The organism is Mesobacillus maritimus (genome assembly GCF_023715205.1).
In the GTDB taxonomy this organism is placed as follows: domain Bacteria; phylum Bacillota; class Bacilli; order Bacillales; family Cytobacillaceae; genus Mesobacillus_B; species Mesobacillus_B maritimus_C.
Genome location: NZ_JAMBNR010000007.1, coordinates 210,834 through 235,718, shown reverse-complemented (window position 1 = coordinate 235,718; position 24,885 = coordinate 210,834). Strand labels below are relative to the sequence as shown.

Here is a 24,885-nt window from a genome sequence, read left to right as displayed (position 1 = left end):
TGAATCCCTCCTCTGCTTGGATGGTCAAATTTTGTCTCGCTTCAGAATTCTCCTGTTAATCGTTCAAGAAGCTCCTGATGCTCAACATTCATTGGATCCATTTTTACTAGTATACTTAAAATTTCGGCGGCCTCGGCTATTTTTCCTTCTTCAATTAAAAAATAACCGTAATCTGAGAGAAAATCTTTATTGTCTTTAAAGAAAGTATATGCATGCTGGTATTTATTTAATGCCTGAGAATATTGCTCAAGATTTTGTAATGCTACAGCTGCGTCCCACGCCAATTGGGGTTCTTCTTCTTCATTTATATCGGTATTTGTAATCAGATCTACGACTTGGTCATAGCGTTCTTGTTTTAGAAACAATTTATTTAACACCAAAGCACCTTCCGTAAACCCTGGATCAAGAACAAGTGCTTCTCGTAACATTTTTTCAGCTTCTTCTTCATTATTTAGTTTCAGCGCGATTTTGCCACCGTAATAATACAGGTCTTTGTTAAAATCATCTTGCTTAATCCCTAACTTGATTGCTTCAAAAGCCTCATCCAACATTTCTTCATGCTCATATGCGTGTGCAAGATGTAAATAGAGGGAATGATATTCGGGATCTAATGTTTTTAACTCTTCAAATTTTTCAATCGCAGTTTTGTTGTTTCCAGCTTGCAGAGCAGTAAATGCAAAACCAAATAATGTATTGATTTCAAGACGTTCGCCAAGTGCTTTTTCATAATAGTCCAACGCTTGTTCGAAAGATCCTCCAGCACTATAGGCTTCCGCTAGTCGAGAATGAATATTTACGCCACCAATTTCCTTGTGTTGCTGGGCAACTTTTTCAAATGACTCAATGGCATCAGTAAAGCGTCCTTGATGAGAATATAGTTCCCCCAAAGCAAAATCAATAATCGTTTCATCTGGCAGCAACTGTTTAGCCTGTAACAGTTTTTGCTCACTCACCTCAAACAATCCATTCATTTGGTATAAATCTGCCATTAACAACAAGGCTTGCGGGTATTCAGCGTCACCAGAGTTTACACGCTCAAGTATCAGCATCGCAGTTTCTTCATCACCAAGTTCTAACTCCGTTTCAGCTAAAAGTACCAAAAGCTCGCCTTCATCAGGGTAGGTTTGTAAAAGGACTTCTAGCAGTTTTTTTGTTTCATCTAGGAATCCAAATCGAAATAACTCCTCTGCTAACAAGAACTTTTCTTCATCGGTTCCTGAAGTTAAAACTTCTTCAAAATTAGACATGGCATCATCGATCTTTCCATCTTCTAACAAACTAGTGATTGCCTCAATTCTCATAATGCATCCTTCCAATCTTATCTCGGGGATTGATAAAAAGCAGGAGTGTTTATTTGCACATGCTCTCCAAACCCTGGCCGGTAGCATATTTGTTTACCTGCACGGATCACTTTTCCTTTATGCACAGTAATGACCAGTTTTGAATGTTGTTTCAAAAACAACTCACTTTCTATCATTTTAACAGTTTCACTGTCTTTTAAATAGAAATTGTAACTTACTTCCCCACCATCATGCAAATAAGACTTCCTTGGATAGATACCGATTTTCTCTAATACATTTCGCTCCAAAGGTTGACACATAGGCAATGTGTCCTTAAAACTTGGAAGATGAACAGATTCTACATAATGTCCCCACGTTTTTTTTACCCTCTTATCTGCTGTTTTAAATACAGGTATAATGGGACAGTTATAAGGAAACATTGCCTCTTTTATCCAACCCCAAGGCACTCTTTGTATTTCACTTTCATTCGTGATATTCACAAAGATTGCCGGTATTTTTTCTTTTTTACATTTTCTAATAAATCCAGGATTTAAAAGTGTGGACGGCACGCAAACACCTACCACATAATCAAATGGAGAATCTATTAGTGCAGTATGAAGTTTCTTCAGTTCTTTGTCTAACTGACGTTCTCTTTGCACATTGATGCATGTAAGTACCGTCGTTACACCCCTTTTAAGAAAATTTTCTACATAATAGGCCTTCCTCTGTTCAAAAGACTCATGGAGTGGAGGATGGAAATCAAGGAGAACGTGGGTAGGTGTCATAATAAATTCACTCGCATCCATCCTAAGGTGCTTGTACATCTTAAAAGAATCTCTTGCTGAAGCAATTCGGTCTTCTTTTATCAATAAGCTCAAATCTTGAATCTGTTCCCCCTTTAGTATATGAGCGTTCTCAATGATATAAGCCATAAGACTCCCCCTTAACGGTCTTATGACAAGCTATGAAACAAAAAAGTGAATTATACCCAGTATTTGTAGTTGAACTCGGTATACTGAAGAAAATTAAAAATGAGCCATCCCTCATTGGACTGGCTCATTCATAGACCGTAAATCGGACATTTATGTTTTTTTAACGTGTTTTAAAAAGGCTCTTTTCTCAAACCATTGTTGCTTTTTAATAAAGAATGACTTGGCTTATGATTATGATTCTATTCCAAATTCGTTAACAGAGGAGAAAAAAGCTTACAAACTAAGTAGTCACGTAGTGAAAGGCTTATTTTACATCAAGATCGGCTTTAGGATTTTAACAACAAACTTTACGAAAACAGCCTAAAATAAAGAATGTAAGTCATCGAAAAAGTTCGGGTAAGAAACGGCAACCGCATCACTATTCTCAAGATAAACATCACCGTCACTGATTAACGCAGCCACAGCTAACATCATACCGATACGGTGGTCACCATGACTTGAAACAGTACCTCCCTTAAGGGTAGAGTTATTCCCATGAATAACCATACCGTCAGGCGTCGCTTCGATGTTTGCTCCAAGTTTTCGCAATTCATTTACAACCGTATCGATTCGATTTGTTTCCTTTACTTTCAATTCAGCGGCATCCTTAATCACGGTTTTCCCTTCTGCCTGTGTTGCCAACAAGGCAATGACAGGAATTTCATCAATTAATCTCGGAATTAAATCACCAGAAATCACTGTCCCTTTCAGGGTTGACGATTGAATTTTGATCGTCCCAATAGGTTCTGTTGCCTCTGTCTGTTCTTCTTCAATGACCATGTTTGCACCCATTTGCTTCAGAACGTCAATAATTCCAGTCCTAGTAGGATTGAGCCCAACATTCGTTAACTCAATGCTACCATTAGGAACAATAGCTCCAGCCACTAGGAAAAATGCCGCCGACGAAATGTCCCCAGGAACCCGAACATGGGTACCGGCTAATTGCTGACCACCACAGACAGATACCCTATTCCCATCTGTTTTAACCTCGCCACCAAACATTTGGATCATTCTTTCAGTATGATCTCTAGTTTTCTCAGGTTCAATTACTGTGGTTACCCCGTCTGCTTGCAATCCAGCCAACAGAATCGCAGACTTTACCTGAGCACTCGCGACAGGAAGTTTATACTCAATAGCTTTTAAATCGCCTCCAGATAAAGATAAAGGTGTAAACTCAGCTTTATTTCTTCCTGAGATTCTCGCTCCCATTTGAGCTAGTGGCAATGTAACACGTGTCATTGGCCGTTTGGCAATGGAGTCATCCCCTATCAAAACCGAATGAAAGGGTTGACCAGAAAGAATCCCCATTAAAAGTCGAATGGTCGTCCCAGAATTCCCCACATCTAGGACTGCATTGGGCTCTTTTAGTCCACTAAGGCCATTCCCATATACCGTTACTTTCGTACCATCACGCTCAATGTCTACACCCAAATTCTTAAAGCAAGAAATAGTGCTCAAACAATCTTCTCCAGGCAAAAAATGTTCAATGGTCGTTACACCTGAAGCAATGGAACCGAACATGACAGCCCGATGAGAAATCGACTTATCGCCTGGAACTACGACTTTCCCATTAAGAGTTTTTTGATTGGTTTTTAGCTTTTTGGCTTCCATAAGAAACTCCTTCTAATAAATATCAAATATATTAACCTAAGGATGTCTCAAAACTTGTAAAGTTTTGAATACAATTTTCCGCACGGGCACGATCTTCCTCGCTTTGGAAACTAATCACAAGAACCCCGTATACATCTTCTCTTGTCTCAATAATTCTAATATTCGTTATATTGATTTCTTCTCTTGCAAGATATCCTGTAATTTGCGATATACTACCAGGGTAATCGGGGACATCAATAAATAAATCATAAAATGCAGGGATTGCACCTTTTTCCTTCGTAGGCAGACCATCTCGAAAATTTTTTGCTTCTTCAAAATAACGATAGATTCCATTCGCGTCATTCGACTTCAACAATGATATTACCTTTTGCATCTCTTTATCCCAATCTACTAATAGATCCAGTAAAACATTACGGTTATGCAAAAGGATATCACGCCACATCGCCGGGCTACTTGAGGCAATTCTAGTAATATCTCTAAACCCTCCCGCAGCAAGGCGGCCAACAAGTGGTGAATCCCCTTCAGCAGTTGCCGCCTGTTGAACAAGTGACGCAGCAATTAAATGTGGAAAATGACTGATTACTCCTGTTAAATAATCATGTTCTTCCGGAGTAACTGTTAAAAACTTAGCCTTTGTCCCACCTAACCATACCTTCAATTGGTTTACGTCTTGTTCATTATTACTTCCTTCCCTTGGTGTAAATAGGTAAAAAGCATTTTCAAACAGGATCTTTTTCGCTGCCGTTATTCCACTTTTATGAGAACCAGCCATCGGATGACCGCCAATAAAACAAATCCCTTTCTCAATTAAACAATCAGCTTTATTGGTTATTGTCGTTTTCGTACTGCCTGTGTCCGTTACAATCACACCAGGTTTCAGCTTAAACATGGATAACTGCTCAATAATCTTTTCAGCTACCGTAACTGGAGTCGCAATAATAATCAGGTCTGCATCTTTAGCCCCTGCCTCAATACTATTCGCACATTCGTCAATGACACCCATCATCTTGGCTAATCTAGCTTGTTCCCCATTGATGTCAAACCCTATAATTACCGCATTTTTATGTTCAGCTTTAATACATAAAGCTAAAGAACCCCCTATTAAGCCTAAACCGACAATAAAAACTCTGCCTTCCAAAAAATCACCTACTTTTATGATAGTGTGGCTTTGGCAGCAAGGAATTCTTTCATTTTGCTAATCACACCATCATTTTGTTCTCTAGACCCCACTGTTACCCGTACGCAGTTTGGAAAGCCGAGCGGTACCCCAGAGCGAACAATAAAGCCTCTTTCCATTAAGAATTCAAATACTTCATTTCCATCACACCCAAATTCAATTAAGATGAAGTTTCCATGAGAAGGATAATACTTCAATTGTTGTTCCTTACAGAATTGATAAAATTGTTGTAATCCTTTAATGTTCGTCTGTTTACATTTTTCTACAAAATCTTGATCGCGAATCGCCTCAATCGCAGCAGCCTGCCCGACTGCATTGACATTAAATGGCGGCCTAGCAGGGTCTAAAGCCTTAATAATTGCCTCATCGGCAATTCCATAACCAATTCTAAGACTAGCGAGTCCATAAATTTTTGAGAAAGTACGTAATACAATTAAATTCTTATTTTGTTTGACTAAAGAAATCGAATCATAGTAATCGTCCGCATGAACATATTCATAGTAAGCTTCATCTAAAACAACTAAAACATCCTCTGGGACTTTGGATAGGAATTCATAGATTTCCTCGGACTTTATGTAGACTCCTGTAGGGTTATTAGGCGAACAAAGCCAAACGACACTCGTATTCTCATCAATTGCTTCTAACATGGATGGGAGGTCATGCGCCCCTTCTATTAGTGGAATTTCCCTAATTTCACAATCCTCAATCACGGCATTATGCTTATATTGTGAGAATGTTCCGGTTGCCATTACCGTATTGACACCTGGACGAAGTAGCGCTCTAGAAATGATTTGGATTAATTCATCTGAACCATCTCCGAAAATTAATTGTTCTGGCTTTAGTTTGACATGTTGTGCAACAGCATCGCGCAGTTCCGTTGCATAGCCATCAGGGTACAAAGCTAGTGACGGAGTGAAGTTTCGTATCACTGCTTCTGCTTTTGGTGAACATCCAAATGGATTCTCATTTGAAGCAAGTTTCACAATATGATCAAGTCCAAATTGCTTTTTTACTGCTTCAATTGTTCTCCCTGGTTGATATGGCTTTAATGATAAGAGCGGCTGTTTCCATTTCATTGTCTTTCCACCTCTATAATATCTAAGTATTCTAAACGTATTATTAATTATTATTTCACTAAATCTGGACGAAGGACCTTTGCATCCCTAAGGTAAATATGTTGAATTTCTTGTTGGCCAATATCTGTGTTTACATGCATCATGATTCGGATACAATGAGGCAGTCCCCCAGGTACGGGGATTTCCTGCATGCACATGACAGGAACAAATTTCCACCCATTTAAACTACGTAATGCCTTGGCTGGGAATCCACCAGTCACATCCTCTGTAACGGAAATGAAAACAGAAGCAACTTTCTCTGGATCAATATTGTTTGCTTCAATCATTTCCTTCGCTAACTGTTCAGTAGCTGACAAAATTTCCCCCGCTGTATTTTCATTGATGGTTATAGCTCCTCTTACCCCTCTAATCACTTGTAGCCCTCCTGTTTTTAAACACTGCCAGGTTTTCTAATATAAGTTCATCCGAAATTTCTTGGACAGTTGGCTGACCAAGATTCTCTAACAAAACAAAACGGACCTTTTCCCCATAAGACTTTTTATCTTGTTTCATTCGCCCAAGTAACCGTTCAATGGATAGCCCCTCCGGTAGTTCTGTTTTGTATCCTAACTGAGTTAACCATTGGACAAATTCATAACGAGGCAATTTTAAACCATTAACATTTGAGCTTAGCTGAAGTGCAAAGATCATTCCAATCGTAACGGCCTCACCATGCGTAATCGAACCATAGCCCATTTCAGCCTCAATTGCATGACCTAATGTATGACCAAAGTTTAAATAAGCACGCACTCCGGACTCTTTCTCATCTTGTTCAACTATCCCAGCTTTTACTCGTATCCCACTTGTTAACAAATTTATCAGCTGTGAAGGTGTGATGTTGTCTAGCGATTTAATTTCTCCCAAAATCCATTGATAAAACTCTTCGTCACTAATCAGTGCATGCTTGATCACTTCTGCGAAACCAGATCTTACTTCTGAATTCGGAAGGGATACAAGATAGCTCAAATCATAAAACACAGCTTTAGGCTGGTAGAATGCCCCTATCATATTTTTACCAAGCGGGTGGTTAATTGCAACCTTGCCCCCAACTGCACTGTCATGAGCTAAAATAGTTGTCGGTATTTGGATAAACGGAATACCTCTCATAAAACTAGCTGCGACAAAACCAGCCAAATCTCCAACTGCACCGCCACCAAAAGACAAAATAAGCGATTTACGGTCAAGTTTCTTTTCAAGAGCAAAACTAAGACAATCATAATAAACTTCAAATGTCTTTGCCTTTTCACCAGCCGGGACAATTTTAACATGTAGATTTTGTTCTGAAACCGCATCTATTAACTTTTCTAAATAAAGGCTACCAACCGTTTCATCTGTAATAATTAAAATTGATGTTCGATTTGGAAATTCCGTCTCCAAAAAAGACCTTAAGTGATTGGTTACACTATAGCCTATATAAACAGGATATACATCATCGCCAGCTTTAATCGGAATGGTTTCCATTTTAAAACTCCTTTGCAAATTGGCGCTGATCCTCAATTGCCTTTTGCAGGACATCTAAACGATCAGCGGAAAACTGGTCAACAATCGCAGATGCAAGTTCCCAAGCAATTACATTTTCAGCCACAACAGCCGCAGCAGGTACCGCGCAACTATCGGATCTTTCAATGCTTGCAGCAAATGGCTCCTTTGTTTCAATGTCTACACTTTGCAATGGTTTATAGAGTGTTGGTATTGGCTTCATTACTCCTCTTACTACAATTGGCATCCCAGTTGACATTCCACCTTCAAAACCACCGAGACGATTGCTCTTGCGATAATACCCTTGTTCTGGGTCCCAAGCTATTTCATCATGTACCTCACTACCAGGCTTTCGGGCAGCTTCAAAACCGATTCCAAATTCTACCCCTTTAAAAGCGTTAATGCTTACCATTGCTCCTGCAAGCTTAGAGTCTAGCTTTCGATCATAGTGAACATAACTTCCAACACCAGCCGGCATTCCTTCAACTATAACTTCTACAATTCCTCCGATTGAGTCACCATTTTGTTTTGCTTCATCAATCGCAGTCATCATTTTCTTTTCTGCATCAGGATCAAGACAACGAACTGGGGATGCCTCAGTCACCTCTTTTAACTCAGTTAATGAGGAATAAGTTGTTTTTTCAGCTCGTACTCCACCAATCTCCAAAACATGACAAGCAATTTCAATCCCTAATAACGATAATAACTTTTTTGCAACTGCTCCCGCAGCTACTCTCACAGTTGTCTCTCTTGCCGAAGATCTTTCTAATACATTTCGCATATCACGATGGCCATATTTTAAGGCACCGTTTAAATCAGCATGGCCCGGTCGGGCGCGAGTAATTTTACGTTTAATTTCATCTGTTGCTTCTTCATCTAATGGATCCTGTCCCATAATCTTGGTCCAATGCTTCCAATCATTGTTCTCAACGACTAATGCGACTGGAGAACCAAGAGTATAACCATGACGGATTCCACCTGCTAATTGCACATTATCTTTTTCGATTTGCATTCTTCTGCCACGTCCATGGCCCTTTTGCCGTCTGGCAAGTTCCCCGTTAATGTCCTCTGCTGTCAACGGTACTCCCGCCGGCAACCCTTCAATTATCGTCGTTAATTGTGGTCCATGGGACTCACCTGCTGTTAAATATCTCATTCTCTTTCCCCCTTCAACTCATTAAAGGATTATGGATTATGTATCAATATAACATACACGTTTAAATAAAAATAGCAAAAATTTAAAAAATACGAAAGCGAAAAGAAAAGTTTAAGCACTTGTTTAGCAAAATATAAAAAGGCTGAGCACTCTATTAGACTTAAAATTAGTTAAGGCCTAACCTCTGTATATTTACCTTTTAAAAAAAATAAAAAGCATCTGCTTCTTAGCAGATGCTTTGGCTGTTTAATAAATCCACTCGTTCATGAGTTTACTATATTGTACTAATTCTTCTTCCTTGAAAAATAATCCAATTTCTCGGACAGCGCTTTCAGGAGAATCCGACCCATGAATGATATTTTTTCCAACTGTTAAACCAAAATCACCGCGGATTGTACCAGGAGCTGCATCCTTTGGGTTTGTAGAACCCATCATTTGACGTGCAGTTGAAATTACATTTTCTCCTTGCCAAACCATTGCGAATACAGGTCCAGACGTAATGAAGTCTACTAATTCTCCAAAAAAAGGACGCTCTTTGTGTTCACCATAGTGTTGCTCTGCAAGTTCTGTTGGAATGCTCATTAACTTTGCTCCAACAAGTTGAAAACCCTTACTTTCAAAACGGGAAACAATTTCCCCAATCACATTACGCTGTACCCCGTCAGGTTTAACCATTAGAAACGTTTTTTCCATGATCTCCACTCCTAAGAATCTTATGTATGTTAGATTGTTGTAAACAACCATCTAAAATAGTATCATTTTTTTGAAAAATTAGCAACTTGCTAATATTTACGTTTGCCAATAAATTTAGCAATATCTCGGAGTGTTTTTTTCGCTTTATTAGGAGGGAGTTCTTCAAGAATCGCTAATGCTTTTGCTAGATAACGATCACTAATTTCTAATGACTTTTCAATTGCGCCTGATTGTTTTATTTGAGTAAGAACCTCTTGAAATTCATTGCTAGTACTATTCTCATTGATCTTTTTTAACTTTTCGTAAATGTTTGCGTCCCGCATTGCGTATAATACTGGCAATGTGATATTCCCCTGCAATAAATCGCTACCTGCTGGTTTCCCTAGTTCCTGTTCCGTACTAGTAAAATCAAGAACATCATCTGTAATTTGAAAACTCATCCCCACATAGTAGCCAAAACGGTAAAGATTTTTGTGAACTCCTTCTTCTACACCTGAGGCTACCGCACCTAGCTGACAACTGGCGGCAATTAATAGGGCTGTTTTTCGTTTAATTCTGCGTAAATAATCCCGAAGATTTTGGTCAAAATTATATTTATCCTTAATTTGTTCTATTTCTCCGACGGATAGTTCAACAATAGTATCAGCTAATATCTGATGAGCAAGTGGATTTTTAATTTCTCCAATAAGTTCCAGTGCCCTTGCAAAGATATAATCGCCTGTGTACATCGCAATGCGATTATCCCATTTTGCTTTAATCGTCGGCTGTCCCCTTCTAATCTCCGCATCATCAATAACGTCATCGTGCACTAATGACGCCATATGAATTAATTCTAATGGTACAGCGACATTTTTTATCACATTGATGTCATATTGACCGAATTTTCCTCCAAGCAATACAAAAACGGGACGAATTCGTTTCCCTCCCGCGTGAAGTGTATGGAGAGAAGCCTGTCGTAGCAATGGAGATTGAGCCTCAATTGTTGATTCCAGCTCTTTTTCAATTGCATTAATATCTGAATTTAAATATGAGTACATCATCTTTAATTTCATCGTTTCCACCTAGCACTATTTTTTATGTCCAATATGGACGGCTGCTACTCCACCTGTATAAGGTTTGTAATAGACTTGTTTAAAACCGGCTTTTTCAAACATTTTAGCAAGCTCTTTCATGCCAGGGAAACTTCGCGCAGATTCCTGTAACCACGAATATTCTTTATAGCTCTTTGCAAAAAGCTTTCCGAACATCGGCATGATAAATCGAAAATAAAAATAATAGAGTTGCTTAAATCCAATCATTTCAGGTTGTGATGTTTCTAAACACACACCAATTCCACCAGGTTTTAATACCCGGTTCATTTCTTTTAAAACCTGCATATAATCAGGCACATTTCGGAGTCCAAATCCAATCGTTACATAATCAAAGCTATTATCTTCAAATGGAAGCTCCATCGCATTTCCATGTATCAAAGTCACTTGATTTAATTGACGTTCCTTTACTTTTTGTTCGCCGATCTTTAGCATGTTTTTACTAAAGTCCAGTCCGACTACTTTCCCGTTAGGCCCAACTGCTTCTGCTAATGCAATCGTCCAATCTCCCGTACCACAGCAAATGTCTAAGGCTTGGGCACCCTGTTGGACATTCATTCTTTTCATCGTATCTTTTCGCCATCTAATATGCTGTTTAAAGCTAATGACCGAATTCATTTTATCATAATTTTTATAGATGCTTTCAAAGACTCCGTGAACGCGTTCTTCTTTTGACTGCCCCATATTCACCCTTCTTCCAACGTAATTTTTGTTATAGACTGGCGCTGCCTAAAGATTTCCTCTAAACGATTTTTCAAGAGGTTGTCTAATGGAGGCAACTGTTTCGTGGCTGCTTCAATTAAGTTGATAGAAAAATCAATATACCGTTCACAAATAGAAAGCAAATATCTTTGTTGTTCAGGTGAGATTTTAGTTAAATCTTGATTATTTTTTTGAAACGATAGTTTTTTTAGACAATCAAATACAATCGATTTTCCAGACACTAAAAACTGATTTCTTTCTTCTGTCAGTCGTTTCACAAATAGGTAGTTTGCCAACAAATCGCTCCAAGCAACCGCATCGAATCGTTCTGCAATTCTAATAAACAAAGAAGATTCAATCAACTTGACACTATTCATCAACTTATCAATCGCATCGAGCTCTTTACGATAAACAGAAATTTTATGCTCATTAACCTCTTTAACTCCTGCCGCTAACGTTGTAATCATTTCGATATCATTTATATGAGCAAGTTGCTGGTAAAATAAGCCACTATAATAGGTCCCTGCCAATACTGCTAATTGGCGATTTTTTTGCCCAGTTACATCTTCATTTGGGATTGAATTCTGAACATGATCATGGGTATCAAGGGCTATTTGCAAAAGCATTGTGGTCACACTGTAATTATCTATTTCATCCTTCGTCCGTCCCAAATGACTTAGGAGAGCGACCAGCAATAAGAGTTTATCTTCATCCACTATTGGCTCACCAATATTTTGGTTTAGATAGGAATGAAATAATCTATTTGTTAATTGACTCTTTACGCTCTCTAATCTAATGTGAAAGTCTTGCAAATGAATCACCCTTGTCCTGAAGTTGGCTAACTAGCTAATGCTAGAATCACCTAATATTTGCTATAGGTTATCTTTACGTTCATATCACTTAAAACAGTGACAATTATATCATAAATCATAATACCCTTGGGTAATTATTATAAATAAAAGGTGATTACCAAATAATTTCAGCATTTTCCTGGAACAAAATGTTTAAAAATTACTCTTTCCCGCTCGTAATTTCACCATACGACGTCATTATTTTTGCATTTCCTCGTATTTTTATTGCGGAAGTATGCTCGGTAAATTGAGCAATCATCACTTCTCCTTGGTCGAGCTTTTCTGAATGGTGAAACCGTGTATCAGAACCGCGAGTGAGGCCAATCACATTGACTCCATCCTCATTCGCTTTAATTACAACGTATTCTGTGTTTTGTCCCGCTTTTTTTTCCATTCGATTCACCCTCTATTCTTTTATAAGTGAAAGGATTTCTGCACGAGCATTTACATCCTCCGCTAAAGTTCCTCTTACAGCAGTAGTGACTGTTTTTGCTCCGGGTTTTTTTACTCCTCGCATAGTCATACACATATGCTCAGCTTCTACTACGACCATTACACCATGAGGATCAAGTTTTTCCATAATGGCATTAGCAATTGAAGAGGTAATCCTTTCCTGTAGTTGAGGTCTTTTCGCAACCGCTTCAACAGCTCTAGCTAATTTACTTAAGCCCGTTACCTTCCCGCCACGTGGGATATATGCCACATGGGCTTTTCCGTAGAACGGCACTAAGTGGTGTTCACACATGGAGTAGAAAGGAATATCTTTAACAAGCACTAACTCCTCATGCTCCTCACCAAAGATCGTTTCAAAATACTCTCTAGGATCTTGATTTAGCCCTGCAAAAACTTCTTCATACATCCTTGCTACACGCTTTGGTGTATCAAGAAGGCCTTCACGATTAGGGTCTTCTCCTACAGCTTCTAATATTAAACGCACCGCTTCTTCAATTTGGGCGTGATTTACCTTGCTCATTACTTTTCCTCCTAAAACACTCGTTTGCATTCTTTTAAATATAACATTTCCATATTAGCATAATTTTTTGTATCCAAGCAAAATAATAAGATGTTCCGTTCATACTACTCTCTGCTGTTTAAGTAAAAAGATTATGTAAGTGTAAAATATTCCGATTGGCAAACTTAAACCAGTATATAGAGGCGTTATCAACAAAGTAAGACAGTTATGTTAAAGCATTAAAAGTTTTATTTTATTCCAATACAAGAAAAAGGCCGCTTTATAGCGGCCTCTTCTCAAAGTATGCTTTAGGATTTTTTCTATGTAAATTACTTTACTGCATCCTTAAGAGCTTTACCTGGTTTGAAAGCTGGCACCTTGCTAGCAGCAATTTCGATTTCATCACCAGTTTGTGGGTTACGTCCTTTACGGGCAGCACGCTCACGAACTTCAAAGTTACCAAAACCGATTAATTGTACCTTATCACCATTAGCTAAAGCATTTAAAATAGAATCAAAAACAGCATCAACTGCTTTTGTTGCATCTTTTTTAGAAAGTTCTCCAGCTTCTGCAACTGCATTGATTAGTTCTGTCTTGTTCATGCCTTTCACCTCCTCCCAATGATCCTGTAATATTGCTCAGAAACAAACTTGTTATTACATTTCTAAACAAAAAGAAGGAATTCTAAACATTAACAGCAACATTTTTCTTACAATCCTTGGAATAAATATTCCAAACATGCATTTAAAATGGGATTAACCGCCTAAACCTTGATATAACAAGGGTTCTCGGCGCCTGTAACGTTAATCTGTTAAAAGATTATCATAATCAAATGGCCTTATCAAGATAAATTCAAGAAATAATGGTAATCTTTTCTTCCACAAGGTGAAAATCCACCAATAAAAGGGATTTAGCCTGTATTATTGCTAATTTTATCTAAAGAAACAAAAATTTCTGTTTTCTAAAAGTTTGATTCTAAGGTGCTTAACTGTTTCTGGATAACACAATCTGTAATTCTTTTTTTATTGAAACCTTCTCTAATTTCGTTAAAAGAAAAAACTCAACTTTGAAAAAGGCAAAAATACTTTCCAATAAAACTCAGCTAATTCTTACATTTTATCTATAAAAGCAGCAAAGTTTAAGAAAAAAAGTTCAAAAAAAAGACTCCATAACTGGAGTCGTATCATTATAAAATAATTGCGATTAAACCACCTGAGCCTTCATTAATAATTCGCTCTAGCGTCTCTTTTAATTTATAGCGTGCGTTTTCCGGCATTAAGGAGAGTTTTGCAGAGATTCCTTCTCTGACAATGGAACTTAAGCTTCTCCCGAATATATCTGAATTCCAAATGGACAGTGGGTCATCCTCAAAGTCTTGCATTAAGTAACGAACTAATTCCTCACTTTGCTTCTCAGTCCCAATTATCGGTGAGAATTCCGACTCAACATCAACTTTAATCATATGGATGGAAGGAGCAACCGCCTTTAGACGAACTCCAAATCTCGAGCCTTGGCGAATAATTTCCGGTTCTTCCAAACTCATATCTGTCAATGAAGGCGAAGCAATCCCATAGCCGGTTTGTTTTACCATCTTTAAGGCATCTGCCACTTGATCGTACTCAGCTTTCGCATAGGCAAAGTCTTGCATTAATTCTAACAAATGATCCTTTCCACGGATCTCAACGCCAACAATTTCCTTGAGGATGTCATCATAAAGGTCATCTGGAGCAAACAAGTCAATCTCAGCTACCCCCTGCCCCATCTCAATTCCTGCAAGACCTGCACTATCTATAAACTCATAGTCACTGAATTGTTGAACAACTCGATCGACATCACGGAGACGCTTTATATCTTTAACCGTCTCTTTTACTGCCTCTTGATAACTTTCACGCAGCCAATGATTTTCTCTTAAGACCATTACCCAACTTGGTAAATTTACATTCACCTCGAGAACAGGGAATTCATATAATGCCTCACGCAAAACAGCCAAGACATCGGTTTCTCGCATACTTTCTACACTCATTGCTAAAACAGGAATATCATATTTCTCTGCTAGCTCATTTCTTAAAGTTTCAGTATTGGGATGGTGAGGTTGTGCACTGTTTACCACCATGATAAACGGTTTCCCGACCTCTTTTAATTCCTCAATGACTCTTTCTTCTGCTTCAAGGTAATCCATCCGCGGAATGTCACCAATCGTTCCATCAGAAGTAATTACCACACCTATTGTTGAATGTTCTTGAATTACCTTTCTAGTTCCGATTTCCGCCGCTTCATGAAACGGAATCGGTTCCTCGTACCAAGGTGTATTAATCATCCTTGGCCCATTTTCATCTTCGTAACCTTTTGCACCAGGGACTGTATATCCAACACAATCTACTAGCCTTATGTTGACATCTAGGCCTTCATCTACGTGAATGGATGCCGCCTGATTAGGTACGAATTTTGGTTCAGTTGTCATAATTGTTTTACCTGCCGCACTCTGTGGCAATTCGTCTTGACAGCGAGCACGATCCGCTTCATTTTCTATATTTGGTAAAACAACGAGTTCCATAAATTTCTTGATGAAAGTGGACTTGCCTGTTCTTACTGCACCGACAACTCCCAAGTATATATCGCCGCCTGTTCGCTCAGCGATATCCTTAAAAATATCTACCTTTTCCAAGTGATCCCCTCCCGATCATAGAGTTAGTGGGAAAAAATATCATCCTTTTGGTAATCTGGGACAATATATATCTATGACGTTGTCCTATACCTCTATGACATTTTTTTAATTTTTTTCACTTTATGCTATCCCACGAGTATGTGGGGTCTCTTCCCACTACCACTCCCTGAAGGAAAAAAAACCCTTCTTCCACAATATATTGTGCAGAAGAAGGGTTATGACTAATTCTCTAAAAAGATTGGTTCTCCATTTTCGGGATCTACTGTATATGGAAGTGAATATCCGGGTACAATTGGCGAATTTTCGGTGAGGATATACCGAATATCTTCTCCCGGTGTAAGGTTGTATTCGTTTTCTTTGATAACTTGGTAAAGATCACTCCGGTAATCGACGTAGATTTCACCTTCACCAGTAATCACATAAGGAAGATTTTTTCCCGTATAGGGACTAACTGCGACCGGTTCTTCAGTGTAACCTATTTTACTAAAATCTAGCGTAAATAGATTTTTTGAAAGCTGACCCTTAAATGGTGGATATTTATTTGCTTGTATCTTAATTTTAATTTCTCGAATCGTTTCGGCTACTCGTAAATCCAATAATTTAACTGTAGGTTCGTTTTCAACATCAATTAAAACATATTGAAATACCCCACCACTCTCATAGGCGTTTCCAGGAACTTCAGATATGTACTCGGGTACAATTTTTTTAAAATCGATTAAATACTTTTGGTAAATCGGTGTTGATGCATCTTTCGTTTTTATTGGCAAAATCCCATTATTGCTCTCCTGAAACTGATTGACAGCCTCTTGGACCATATTGATTTGTGCATCATAGGGGACTTGATTTTGAGCCAAATTTTCTTTTGGATACATACATCCTGTTAAAAATAGTAAAAAAAAGACTCCAGACCACATTTTAATTAATTTAAGCATAACTTTATACTCACTCTCATTTTTATCATCAACCTGTTGTAGGGCCACTTAGAACAACAAAAAAGATTATAAGTCCTGCTGTAGCCATAAAAATAAATGCAAGAAAACCTGTGATTGCTTTAAAGAAGCCTTTTAATTTATACCGACTAAAATAAAGTGTGATAAGAGCAAGAAACATCAACCCCATGCCCACAAACGAAATATACATTTTTAGTAAAGCTGGTGACAATAAAACCACTCCCCTTTTCCGAGAAGTATTATATCATAAAAATGGTTCATAAAGCACCTTTAGCATAGTTTTCAAACAAAAAAAGCTGAGATAAGGAAGGGGCAGTTTCCTCATCTCAGTTTATAAGTGACTAAATTACCCACACACCGGGTTCAAACTACCAGTTGCTTCGTTGCATTGTATGCAAATCGATGAATACTCGCATCCTCGAATGCCTATATTTTGTGAAATAAGAAAATATTATTTTCCTGAACACAAAATATTTAAGAGAAATGTTGTTTTTGCAGAGCTTGTGTTAAAAACTTAAAGCAAATTTTAACGTGAAATAAGCTTTTCTCTGCATTATTACTTAGTTTGTAATCTCTTTTCTCCTCTTCTATGCTTACTTTGGAAAGCACTCATAGGTAAATATTCTATATTTACTCTATAAAGAACCAAGTTTTGAGAAAGAGAAAAGAACCTAGTAAAAAGAGACAATCACGTCTTCATCCGAAAATGATGAGCAGAATTGGATATTGCAGAGAATTAGTTAGTTGAATCTAAACTAAGTATATTAGCCAGATCTTCATTTTCATGTGTTTTTCTTCTTGTCATGAGCTCATCCACTGCATCTTTAGGATTGACCCCGTGGAATAGAATGTTATTTAATGCACAGGTTATTGGCATCTTAACATCATATTTTTCTGCTAATTGATAAGCAGCCTTTGTTGTTCGTACCCCTTCAACAACCATTCCCATTTGATCAAGTACTTCTTGGAGATTATCTCCTTTCCCTAACATATTCCCAGCACGCCAGTTACGTGAATGGACACTAGTACAAGTAACAATTAAGTCGCCAATACCTGTTAAGCCTGAAAAGGTTAAAGGACTCGCTCCCATTTTCACCCCAAGGCGAGCAATTTCGGCTAGCCCCCTTGTAATAAGAGCTGCCTTTGCATTATCTCCATATCCTAAACCATCGGAAATACCAGCTGCAAGAGCGATAATATTTTTCAACGCCCCACCAATTTCGACGCCGATTAAGTCAGGGTTTGTGTATACCCTAAAATTTTGGTTTAAGAACAAGTCCTGAATTCGCTCAGCTGCCTCCATATTCTTCGAAGAAACAGTGACTGTAGTTGGATGTCGCAAACTAACTTCTTCTGCATGGCTTGGTCCAGATAACACAACCACATCATTTAATAAAGTCGCTGGCATCTCCTGTTCAATCATCTCTGAAATCCTTAAAAGAGTATCAGGCTCAATCCCTTTACTTACATGAACAATTGTTAAAGGTTCCTTCTGAAACTCTTGCATGTTTCGCAAAACTTCTCTAATCGCTTTTGTTGGTACTGCCAAAATCACCGTATCAATTCCCATTAAGGAAGCTTTTAAATCACTATATCCTTCAATTAATTGCGGCAACTCGATACCAGGTAAGTATTTTTTATTAGTATGGTATTGGTTGATTTCTTCAATTTGAGTTGGGTTATGTCCCCATAATCTTACACGATGACCATTATCAGCTAATACTAACGCTAAAGCCGTTCCCCAGCTTCCTGCTCCGACAACTGTTACATCTTCTAGTTTCCGTTCCACTTCACCACAACCTTTGAATTAAGAATATTATTTCCGTTCCCTAGCAAAGATTTTAATTGGAGTTCCTTCAAATCCGAATGCATCCCGAATACGATTTTCTAAAAATCTTTGGTAAGAGAAATGCATGAGTTCAGGATCATTGACAAATACAACAAATACTGGTGGTTTTACCGATACTTGAGTCGCATAATATACTTTTAAACGCTTTCCCTTATCAGCCGGTGCTGGGTTCATTGCAATCGCATCCATAATTACTTCATTTAGAATATTGGTTTGAACCCTTCTAGAATGGTTTTCACTTGCCACATCAATCATTGGCATTAATGTATGAATGCGTTTCTTTGTTTTCGCAGACAAAAAGACGATTGGTGCGTAATTGAGGAATTGAAAATGTTCCCTAATATTTTGTTCAAATGCCTTCATTGTCTTTTCATCTTTCTCAACAGCATCCCATTTATTTACCACGATAATAACCGCACGACCTGCTTCATGTGCGTAACCAGCAATATGCTTGTCTTGTTCGATAATCCCTTCTTCGCCGTCTAAAACAACAAGAACAACATCCGAGCGCTCAATCGCTCTTAGTGCACGCAAAACACTATATTTCTCAGTACTCTCATATACTTTCCCTTTTTTCCTCATTCCGGCCGTATCAATTATTACATAGTCTTGACCATTGTACTTAAAATTGGAATCAATTGCATCTCTTGTTGTTCCAGCAATTGAGCTAACAATAACACGATCTTCGCCGAGAATCGCATTCGTAAGTGAGGATTTCCCCACATTCGGGCGGCCGATTAAGGAAAATTTGATGATATCATCATCATAATCCTTTTCATCCCCTTTAGGGAAGTGTTTCGCTGCTTCATCAAGTAAATCTCCTAGACCAAGACCATGCGAACCAGAGATCGGGATTGGCTCCCCAAATCCAAGAGCATAGAAGTCATAGATTTCACTTCGCATCTCTGGGTTATCAATTTTGTTCACACCTAGAACAATAGGTTTTTGGGATCGATATAAAATCTTCGCAACCTCTTCATCTGCAGCTGTGACTCCCTCTCTACCGTTGACAAGAAAGAGAATTACATCCGCTTCCTCAATCGCAATTTCCGCTTGTTGCCGAATTTGCTCAAGAAAAGGCTCGTCTCCTATGTCAATTCCACCTGTATCAATAATATTAAAATCATATGCTAACCATTCAGCAGAACTATAGATACGATCTCTAGTTACTCCTGGAATATCCTCTACTATAGAAACGCGTTCACCAACAATCCGGTTAAAAATCGTCGATTTCCCCACATTTGGGCGGCCGACAATCGCTACCACTGGCTTCGCCATAAAAATCACCCTTTCAATTTCACTACGATAACATTATTCTGTTACAATTAAAGAATCCTACACTCAACGATAAAATAAAACCCTTCCTGATAAGAAGGGTTAACTTTCTCATTTTATCAAAGATGTTCCAGTTCAGGCAACGAAAACCTTATCAGTGTTTGACAATTACATATAAATCTTCAGAAAGCAAGTGTGCAATCCCATCAAGTATGGCTTCCAAATTCGCCGTAACTGTTTCCATTTCTTCTTTCGTATCACAATAAAAAACACCCAAACCTGAACCGACCTTATTCCTATTGGTTGTGATCGTTGCTAGTATATACTTTTCAAGATTCATTTTTCATCCCAACCTTCTCAGTTGACATCCTAATTGCATTTTCAAGCGTCGGCACATCTCCGATTACCTTAAGAGCTTTATCAATATCCCTATCTTGAGGTAATACAAAAACGCCAACACGCCCATCATCAAGATCACGTTTTGCTAAAGGTACGAGTGCTGGTGTTCCAGAGTCTCGATAAACGCCTAACGCAGTAGCTACATCATGCAATATCGCCTGTCTTTGTCCGAGATTTGCAATTGTAGAGCGAGCATTGAAATTTTTAGGTTTTAAGATAAACCCCATTCCATACCTAAGAACTTCCTTTTGCCTAGCTGGTAAACCGATATTCATGATGTAGATATTGTCCACATAGAGACCGGCACCCTCGAACCTTGGTTCTACATACTCAATATCAACAATATCCTTAAGTTTTCCACCAGACATTAATAGGTGAGATATGTACATCGATGCAATCGCTACAATAATTCCAATCCATATATTAAAGAGTAAATATGCCATTGTGCTGACCAGTGCTGTAAAAATCACAAGATAGTTCCGACTCTCAAATGCAATTGCAATTCCCTCAATATAAGTTCTTCCACGTGTTACAAGTTCATAGTTATCTAATTCTGATAATGTATTCCTTTCCATATTTCTTACTTCTCGAAACTGTGATGCCGCGACAGTTAAAAACGTTATAGCTGTAAATTCTTCTTCTAGTATGGCCGGTCCAAACACAGCACCTAAGCCAGCAGCAATAAATCCTAAAGCGACATGAATAATTTTGCCATGCAAATATGTAGGGTACTGTCGATAATCGGTTCTTAACATAAACAACCGTGATATTGTACCCGTTAACAAGCCAAATACAATTGGAAGCGTATACTCTGTCATGACGATTTTTGTTTTCCCCTTCCTTGATTAATATAATCAGCTGATAATTCGGATACGTAAGATAAGACTCCCCAGATCGAGAACACCAGCCCCGCTAACGAAAGGGCATCTAAAAACACTGGTGAGGCAACAGCGTAAGTAAAAGACAGCTTTTTCATATAAAAAGAGAAGAATATTTCCCCTAACAACATTCCAGTCCCAAGCGATAAAACTTGCAACCGTTTATGAGATTGTAAAACAGATGCTAATAAGACTCCACCAATGGCAATCATCCACTTGCGATCAAAAATAACCCAAACAGGATCGAATAACTCAAATAATAAGAAACTTACATAAGCTAACATCATAATGAAAGAGGACAAAAATACGCTATAAAATATTCGATTTCTCAAGATGGCTAATTCAACCAATGAAATCCCCATCAGGATAATCGCAGTTATCTGTAGTTCTATGCCTAGCAGCTCTATTCGATAAGGAGATGAGATCATTAATAGGAGCAACCAAAAAGCAATTTTAAGGCGATATGGATTATCTCGGGACAAGAAAAACGTTGCCCAAACCCATCCTAACCAAGCAAACCAATAAAACATTGCACCTTCCATCCTATCCCTCCTATCATTTCCATTATGGCTGCATCCTATGTACTTTAATCTTCAAGGTATAAACTTTTTTTCAAGTTCCATCTTAAGAAGGTAGGAGGTGGTAATAATGGGACGTGACCGACAGGAAAAGAAGCTTAGAAAAGGCGGACAAGTAGAATTAGATCGTGATCAAGCTTTGCACTACCCGGGTGCTACTAAACTTCAAAGCCCGGAGGAAGCAAGAAGATTAAATGACGGTAAACAAAGTGAGTAGTGACCAAATTAAGCACCGCAAAAGCCTTTAACACGAAAAAAAGCTTCCACCTAACTGGTGGAAGCTTTTTTACCTCTGACTATATTTCTTGGTATTAATACCTCTTTCGTTTAACCAATGCCAAGTATCACCTGAAATGATTAAAGGGGCTGTTTTCAGTTCCTCAACGGACGTTTTCCCTAATGCAGTCATAATCACTTTCAGATCGTCATTTAATTGAGCAACCTCTGTGATTAAGTACTCTTGCCCATGTTCAGTCAGAGACCTCAGCATCCTACCCGCTAAAGCGACTGCACTTGCACCAAGTGCTAGACACTTGGCAACATCAAGGCTTGATTGTATACCTCCTGAAGCGATTATCGGTCGACCAGCGCTTTTCTCATTTGCCTCAATAATGGATGCAGCAGTCGGATTACCCCAACTCTCAAAAAATGAATAGGTATTGGTTCGACGCTGATTCTCAATAACAGCAAAATTAGTTCCGCCAAAACCGCTCACATCCACTGCAGAAACTCCAACTGAAAACAAAGCTTCCACGCTCTCCTTACTAATACCAAAACCTGTTTCCTTCGCAATCACAGGCACATTTACCTGATTGACAATTCGTTCAATCCTTGTGAGCATCCCACGAAAATTCCGATCTCCTTCAGGCATTGTTAGTTCTTGAACAACATTAAGGTGGATTTGTAAACCATCCGCTTGAATCATGTCAACAGCCGCTCTCGCTTGGTCAACGTTTGCCTCACTACCAAGGTTTCCAAAAATAATACCATTTGGATTTTCCTCGCGCACAACTTCAAATGTTGGTCTTTCCTCATTATTTTTCAAAGCCGCCATTTGCGATCCTACTGCTAGGCCAATTCCAGTCTCTTTGGCAACTTGTGCTAGCCGTCGATTAATATCTAGTGTTCGTTCGCCGCCTCCACCTGTCATTGCATTTATAAAAATTGGCGAACTTAAAACAAGTTCGCCAATTTTTGTTTCTAAACTAACCGAATCCAATGAAGTTTCAGGAATGCTTTGGTGAACAAATCTGATATCATCTAAACCTGTCCGATTTGACTGACCTGTCTCGAGAGCAAGTCTAATATGATCCATTTTCCGTTCCATTCTTGACAAGTTCATCACCATTTTATTTTAGATTCTTAAGTTTATCTCCAATCATCTCACCCAATTGGAACCCTTTTGGTTCTTCTGGTAATTCATAATCAGATACATCAGGTACTTCTTTTTCCTCAAATTCCTTCATGCTTAGAGATAGGCGTTCATCTTTTTTATTAACATCAAGAACTTTTACCTTTACTTGTTGCCCCTCTTCTAATACCTCATGTGGTGTTCCAATATGACGATGAGAAATTTGAGAAATATGAACCAGTCCCTCTACCCCTGGGAATACTTCCACAAATGCACCGTATGAAACTAAACGCTTTACAATACCTTCTAAAGTGCTTCCTTTTGGCGCTTTCTCTTCAATATCAGACCATGGTCCAGGTAGGGTATCTTTAATTGATAAAGAGATTCTCTCATTATCTGTATCAACGCTTAAAATCTTTACTTGAACCTTTTGACCTTCTTGGACCACATCAGACGGTTTTTCCACATGTTCATGAGAAAGCTGTGAAATATGAACTAAACCATCGACTCCACCAATATCAACAAATGCACCAAAATCAGTAATCCTTTGAACTGTTCCTTCAAGCACTTGTCCAGCCTCTAATGACTCAAGTAAACTCTGCTTTTTCTTACTCTGTTCTTGTTCAACAACAGCACGATGTGATAAGATTAATCGATTTTTCTCTTTCTCAAACTCAACAATTTTAAACGTAAGCGTTTTGCCTTTATAATCAGAGAAATCCTCTACAAAATGAGCTTCAACTAAAGATGCAGGTACAAAACCACGTACGCCAAGGTCAACAACTAGTCCACCTTTCACGACATCTTTAACTTCCGCTTCGAAAATTTCTCCACTTTCAAACTTTGCTTGTAATTCATCCCAAGCCTTTTCTGCATCTACTTTACGCTTTGAAAGAATCAATGCTTCTTCTTCCACTTTTAAGACCTCAAGGTCAAGCTCGTCGCCTTCTTTAACAGCGTCTTCCGCTTTTTCAATGTGTAGACTTGAAAGTTCACTTATGGGGATGATTCCATCCAATTTACTGTTTTGGATATTTACAATAACTTGTTTTTCTTCTACTTTTGTAACCTGACCTTTGACACGGTCACCTGTTTCAAAATTAGTTACTTCAACTTGGTTCATATCTTCTGACATATGTATTCCTCCTTAATCCATGGACTACTACTCTTAAAGATATTGAGATGTGTCCATCCCATTGATAAACCTTTAGTTAGAGAATATTCTAAAAAAGTCTCTTTTCTTTAACTTCTTATAAATCCTCTTTTTTGTCAAGCAAGAAACCTATTTGTTTTCGTTTAATAGTTTACGGATTTCAGTCATAATTAATTCAGTTGCTTCTTCTGCTGAACCTTTCTGTTCTTTAATCTGACTCATGTCAATTGGCTTCCCATAAACAACTTTTAGTTTGTTAAATGCCTTATATGGGCCAACCACAGCACATGGGACAATTTGAGCATCTGTTCTTAATGCAAAAAAACCAGCCCCTGCAAGCCCCTTTCCAAGTTCTCCAGTTTTGCTTCTAGTTCCTTCTGGAAATAGTCCTAACACGTTTCCATCTTTGAGAACAGCTAGACCTTTTCTCAATGCCTCACGATCACTCATTCCTCTTTTTACAGGAAATGCATTTAAATGCGGAACTAATTTCCCTAAGACCGGCACTTTGAACAATTCTTCTTTGGCCATGAAATGAACAGGTCTAGGTGCCATCATCCCTACGATAATTGGGTCAAAATTGTTAATATGATTTGAACAAAGTAATACTCCCCCTGTTTTAGGGATATTTTCTCGTCCAACTACTTCGACACGATAGAGCGGTTTGAATACACCATATACAACCGATTTGGCAAAATCATAAATGGTCAAT

The 24,885-nt window shown here is 38.4% G+C and carries 27 protein-coding genes; 1 reads left to right on the top strand and 26 read right to left on the bottom strand.

All coding sequences use genetic code 11. From position 1 onward, the window contains the following. Positions 1-41: 41 nt before the first annotated feature. The 23 genes from M3182_RS12280 to M3182_RS12170 form a co-directional block, all read right to left on the bottom strand. On the bottom strand, positions 42-1,304 hold the full coding sequence (locus M3182_RS12280; protein WP_251558245.1) for a tetratricopeptide repeat protein: 1,263 nt from the start codon (positions 1,302-1,304) through the stop codon (positions 42-44). A gap of 14 nt (positions 1,305-1,318) precedes the next feature. After that, positions 1,319-2,212, bottom strand: a complete 894-nt coding sequence (locus M3182_RS12275) for a hypothetical protein (RefSeq protein ID WP_251429991.1) — start codon at positions 2,210-2,212, stop codon at positions 1,319-1,321. Positions 2,213-2,572: 360 nt separating this feature from the next. Then, positions 2,573-3,862 carry a 3-phosphoshikimate 1-carboxyvinyltransferase gene (gene aroA, locus M3182_RS12270; protein WP_251429994.1) on the bottom strand — a complete coding sequence of 430 codons (1,290 nt, stop codon included), beginning with the start codon at positions 3,860-3,862 and terminating at the stop codon, positions 2,573-2,575. A gap of 31 nt (positions 3,863-3,893) precedes the next feature. Next, positions 3,894-5,000, bottom strand: a complete 1,107-nt coding sequence (locus M3182_RS12265; RefSeq protein WP_251558210.1) for a prephenate dehydrogenase — start codon at positions 4,998-5,000, stop codon at positions 3,894-3,896. A 14-nt stretch (positions 5,001-5,014) separates the two neighbouring features. After that, positions 5,015-6,115, bottom strand: a complete 1,101-nt coding sequence (gene hisC, locus M3182_RS12260; protein ID WP_251430001.1) for a histidinol-phosphate transaminase — start codon at positions 6,113-6,115, stop codon at positions 5,015-5,017. A gap of 50 nt (positions 6,116-6,165) precedes the next feature. Further along, on the bottom strand, positions 6,166-6,528 hold the full coding sequence (gene aroH, locus M3182_RS12255) for a chorismate mutase (RefSeq protein WP_251430004.1): 363 nt from the start codon (positions 6,526-6,528) through the stop codon (positions 6,166-6,168). Further along, positions 6,521-7,615, bottom strand: coding sequence for a 3-dehydroquinate synthase (gene aroB, locus M3182_RS12250; protein ID WP_251558208.1), 1,095 nt, complete (start codon positions 7,613-7,615; stop codon positions 6,521-6,523). Before aroB ends, aroH begins: the two co-directional genes overlap by 8 nt. 1 nt (position 7,616) lies before the next feature. Further along, positions 7,617-8,789 carry a chorismate synthase gene (gene aroC, locus M3182_RS12245; RefSeq protein WP_251430010.1) on the bottom strand — a complete coding sequence of 391 codons (1,173 nt, stop codon included), beginning with the start codon at positions 8,787-8,789 and terminating at the stop codon, positions 7,617-7,619. Between the two features lie 246 nt (positions 8,790-9,035). Beyond that, on the bottom strand, positions 9,036-9,482 hold the full coding sequence (gene ndk, locus M3182_RS12240) for a nucleoside-diphosphate kinase (protein WP_251430012.1): 447 nt from the start codon (positions 9,480-9,482) through the stop codon (positions 9,036-9,038). Between the two features lie 89 nt (positions 9,483-9,571). After that, the gene (hepT, locus tag M3182_RS12235; protein ID WP_251430014.1) at positions 9,572-10,534 is read right to left on the bottom strand and encodes a heptaprenyl diphosphate synthase component II; all 963 of its coding nucleotides are present in this window, start codon (positions 10,532-10,534) and stop codon (positions 9,572-9,574) included. Between the two features lie 15 nt (positions 10,535-10,549). Continuing rightward, positions 10,550-11,254 (bottom strand): demethylmenaquinone methyltransferase, encoded by a 705-nt coding sequence (locus tag M3182_RS12230; RefSeq protein WP_251430016.1) that lies wholly within the window; start codon positions 11,252-11,254, stop codon positions 10,550-10,552. A 2-nt stretch (positions 11,255-11,256) separates the two neighbouring features. Continuing rightward, positions 11,257-12,093 (bottom strand): heptaprenyl diphosphate synthase component 1, encoded by an 837-nt coding sequence (locus tag M3182_RS12225; RefSeq protein WP_349774447.1) that lies wholly within the window; start codon positions 12,091-12,093, stop codon positions 11,257-11,259. Positions 12,094-12,283: 190 nt separating this feature from the next. Further along, the gene (gene mtrB / locus M3182_RS12220) at positions 12,284-12,517 is read right to left on the bottom strand and encodes a trp RNA-binding attenuation protein MtrB (protein WP_251430023.1); all 234 of its coding nucleotides are present in this window, start codon (positions 12,515-12,517) and stop codon (positions 12,284-12,286) included. A gap of 12 nt (positions 12,518-12,529) precedes the next feature. Further along, a complete protein-coding gene (gene folE / locus M3182_RS12215; RefSeq protein WP_251430026.1) occupies positions 12,530-13,096 on the bottom strand; it encodes a GTP cyclohydrolase I FolE in 567 nt (188 codons plus the stop codon). Positions 13,097-13,404: 308 nt separating this feature from the next. Beyond that, positions 13,405-13,677, bottom strand: coding sequence for an HU family DNA-binding protein (locus M3182_RS12210; RefSeq protein ID WP_251430031.1), 273 nt, complete (start codon positions 13,675-13,677; stop codon positions 13,405-13,407). A 584-nt stretch (positions 13,678-14,261) separates the two neighbouring features. Continuing rightward, a complete protein-coding gene (spoIVA, locus tag M3182_RS12205) occupies positions 14,262-15,740 on the bottom strand; it encodes a stage IV sporulation protein A (RefSeq protein ID WP_251430034.1) in 1,479 nt (492 codons plus the stop codon). A gap of 221 nt (positions 15,741-15,961) precedes the next feature. Next, positions 15,962-16,672, bottom strand: a complete 711-nt coding sequence (locus tag M3182_RS12200; protein WP_432806600.1) for a YphF family lipoprotein — start codon at positions 16,670-16,672, stop codon at positions 15,962-15,964. Positions 16,673-16,700: 28 nt separating this feature from the next. Continuing rightward, the gene (locus M3182_RS12195; RefSeq protein WP_251430037.1) at positions 16,701-16,901 is read right to left on the bottom strand and encodes a DUF2768 domain-containing protein; all 201 of its coding nucleotides are present in this window, start codon (positions 16,899-16,901) and stop codon (positions 16,701-16,703) included. Positions 16,902-17,426: 525 nt separating this feature from the next. Beyond that, positions 17,427-18,479 (bottom strand): NAD(P)H-dependent glycerol-3-phosphate dehydrogenase, encoded by a 1,053-nt coding sequence (locus M3182_RS12190; RefSeq protein WP_251430039.1) that lies wholly within the window; start codon positions 18,477-18,479, stop codon positions 17,427-17,429. A gap of 27 nt (positions 18,480-18,506) precedes the next feature. Then, positions 18,507-19,817: a ribosome biogenesis GTPase Der gene (gene der / locus M3182_RS12185; protein WP_251430043.1), complete on the bottom strand. Its 1,311-nt coding sequence runs from the start codon at positions 19,815-19,817 to the stop codon at positions 18,507-18,509. Positions 19,818-19,968: 151 nt separating this feature from the next. Continuing rightward, positions 19,969-20,154 (bottom strand): capping complex subunit for YIEGIA, encoded by a 186-nt coding sequence (locus M3182_RS12180; RefSeq protein ID WP_251430046.1) that lies wholly within the window; start codon positions 20,152-20,154, stop codon positions 19,969-19,971. Continuing rightward, entirely contained in the window at positions 20,144-21,031 is an 888-nt protein-coding gene (locus tag M3182_RS12175) for a YIEGIA family protein (protein ID WP_251430049.1), read from the bottom strand. The genes M3182_RS12180 and M3182_RS12175 overlap by 11 nt, the downstream gene beginning before the upstream one ends. After that, a complete protein-coding gene (locus M3182_RS12170) occupies positions 21,028-21,633 on the bottom strand; it encodes a YphA family membrane protein (protein ID WP_251430052.1) in 606 nt (201 codons plus the stop codon). The genes M3182_RS12175 and M3182_RS12170 overlap by 4 nt, the downstream gene beginning before the upstream one ends. A 106-nt stretch (positions 21,634-21,739) precedes the next feature. Between M3182_RS12170 and M3182_RS12165 the strand changes: the two genes are divergently transcribed. After that, positions 21,740-21,886, top strand: coding sequence for a YpzI family protein (locus tag M3182_RS12165; RefSeq protein ID WP_251430055.1), 147 nt, complete (start codon positions 21,740-21,742; stop codon positions 21,884-21,886). Positions 21,887-21,955: 69 nt separating this feature from the next. Here M3182_RS12165 and fni read toward each other — a convergent pair whose 3' ends face one another. The 3 genes from fni to M3182_RS12150 all read right to left on the bottom strand — a co-directional run bounded on the left by fni (position 21,956) and on the right by M3182_RS12150 (position 24,884). Then, positions 21,956-23,005 (bottom strand): type 2 isopentenyl-diphosphate Delta-isomerase, encoded by a 1,050-nt coding sequence (gene fni, locus M3182_RS12160; RefSeq protein ID WP_251558205.1) that lies wholly within the window; start codon positions 23,003-23,005, stop codon positions 21,956-21,958. 13 nt (positions 23,006-23,018) lie between these two features. Beyond that, positions 23,019-24,155: a 30S ribosomal protein S1 gene (rpsA, locus tag M3182_RS12155; protein WP_251430062.1), complete on the bottom strand. Its 1,137-nt coding sequence runs from the start codon at positions 24,153-24,155 to the stop codon at positions 23,019-23,021. 147 nt (positions 24,156-24,302) lie between these two features. Continuing rightward, complete coding sequence (locus M3182_RS12150; protein ID WP_251430065.1) at positions 24,303-24,884, bottom strand: lysophospholipid acyltransferase family protein; 582 nt, start codon at positions 24,882-24,884, stop codon at positions 24,303-24,305. Between the last annotated feature and the right edge of the window lies 1 nt (position 24,885).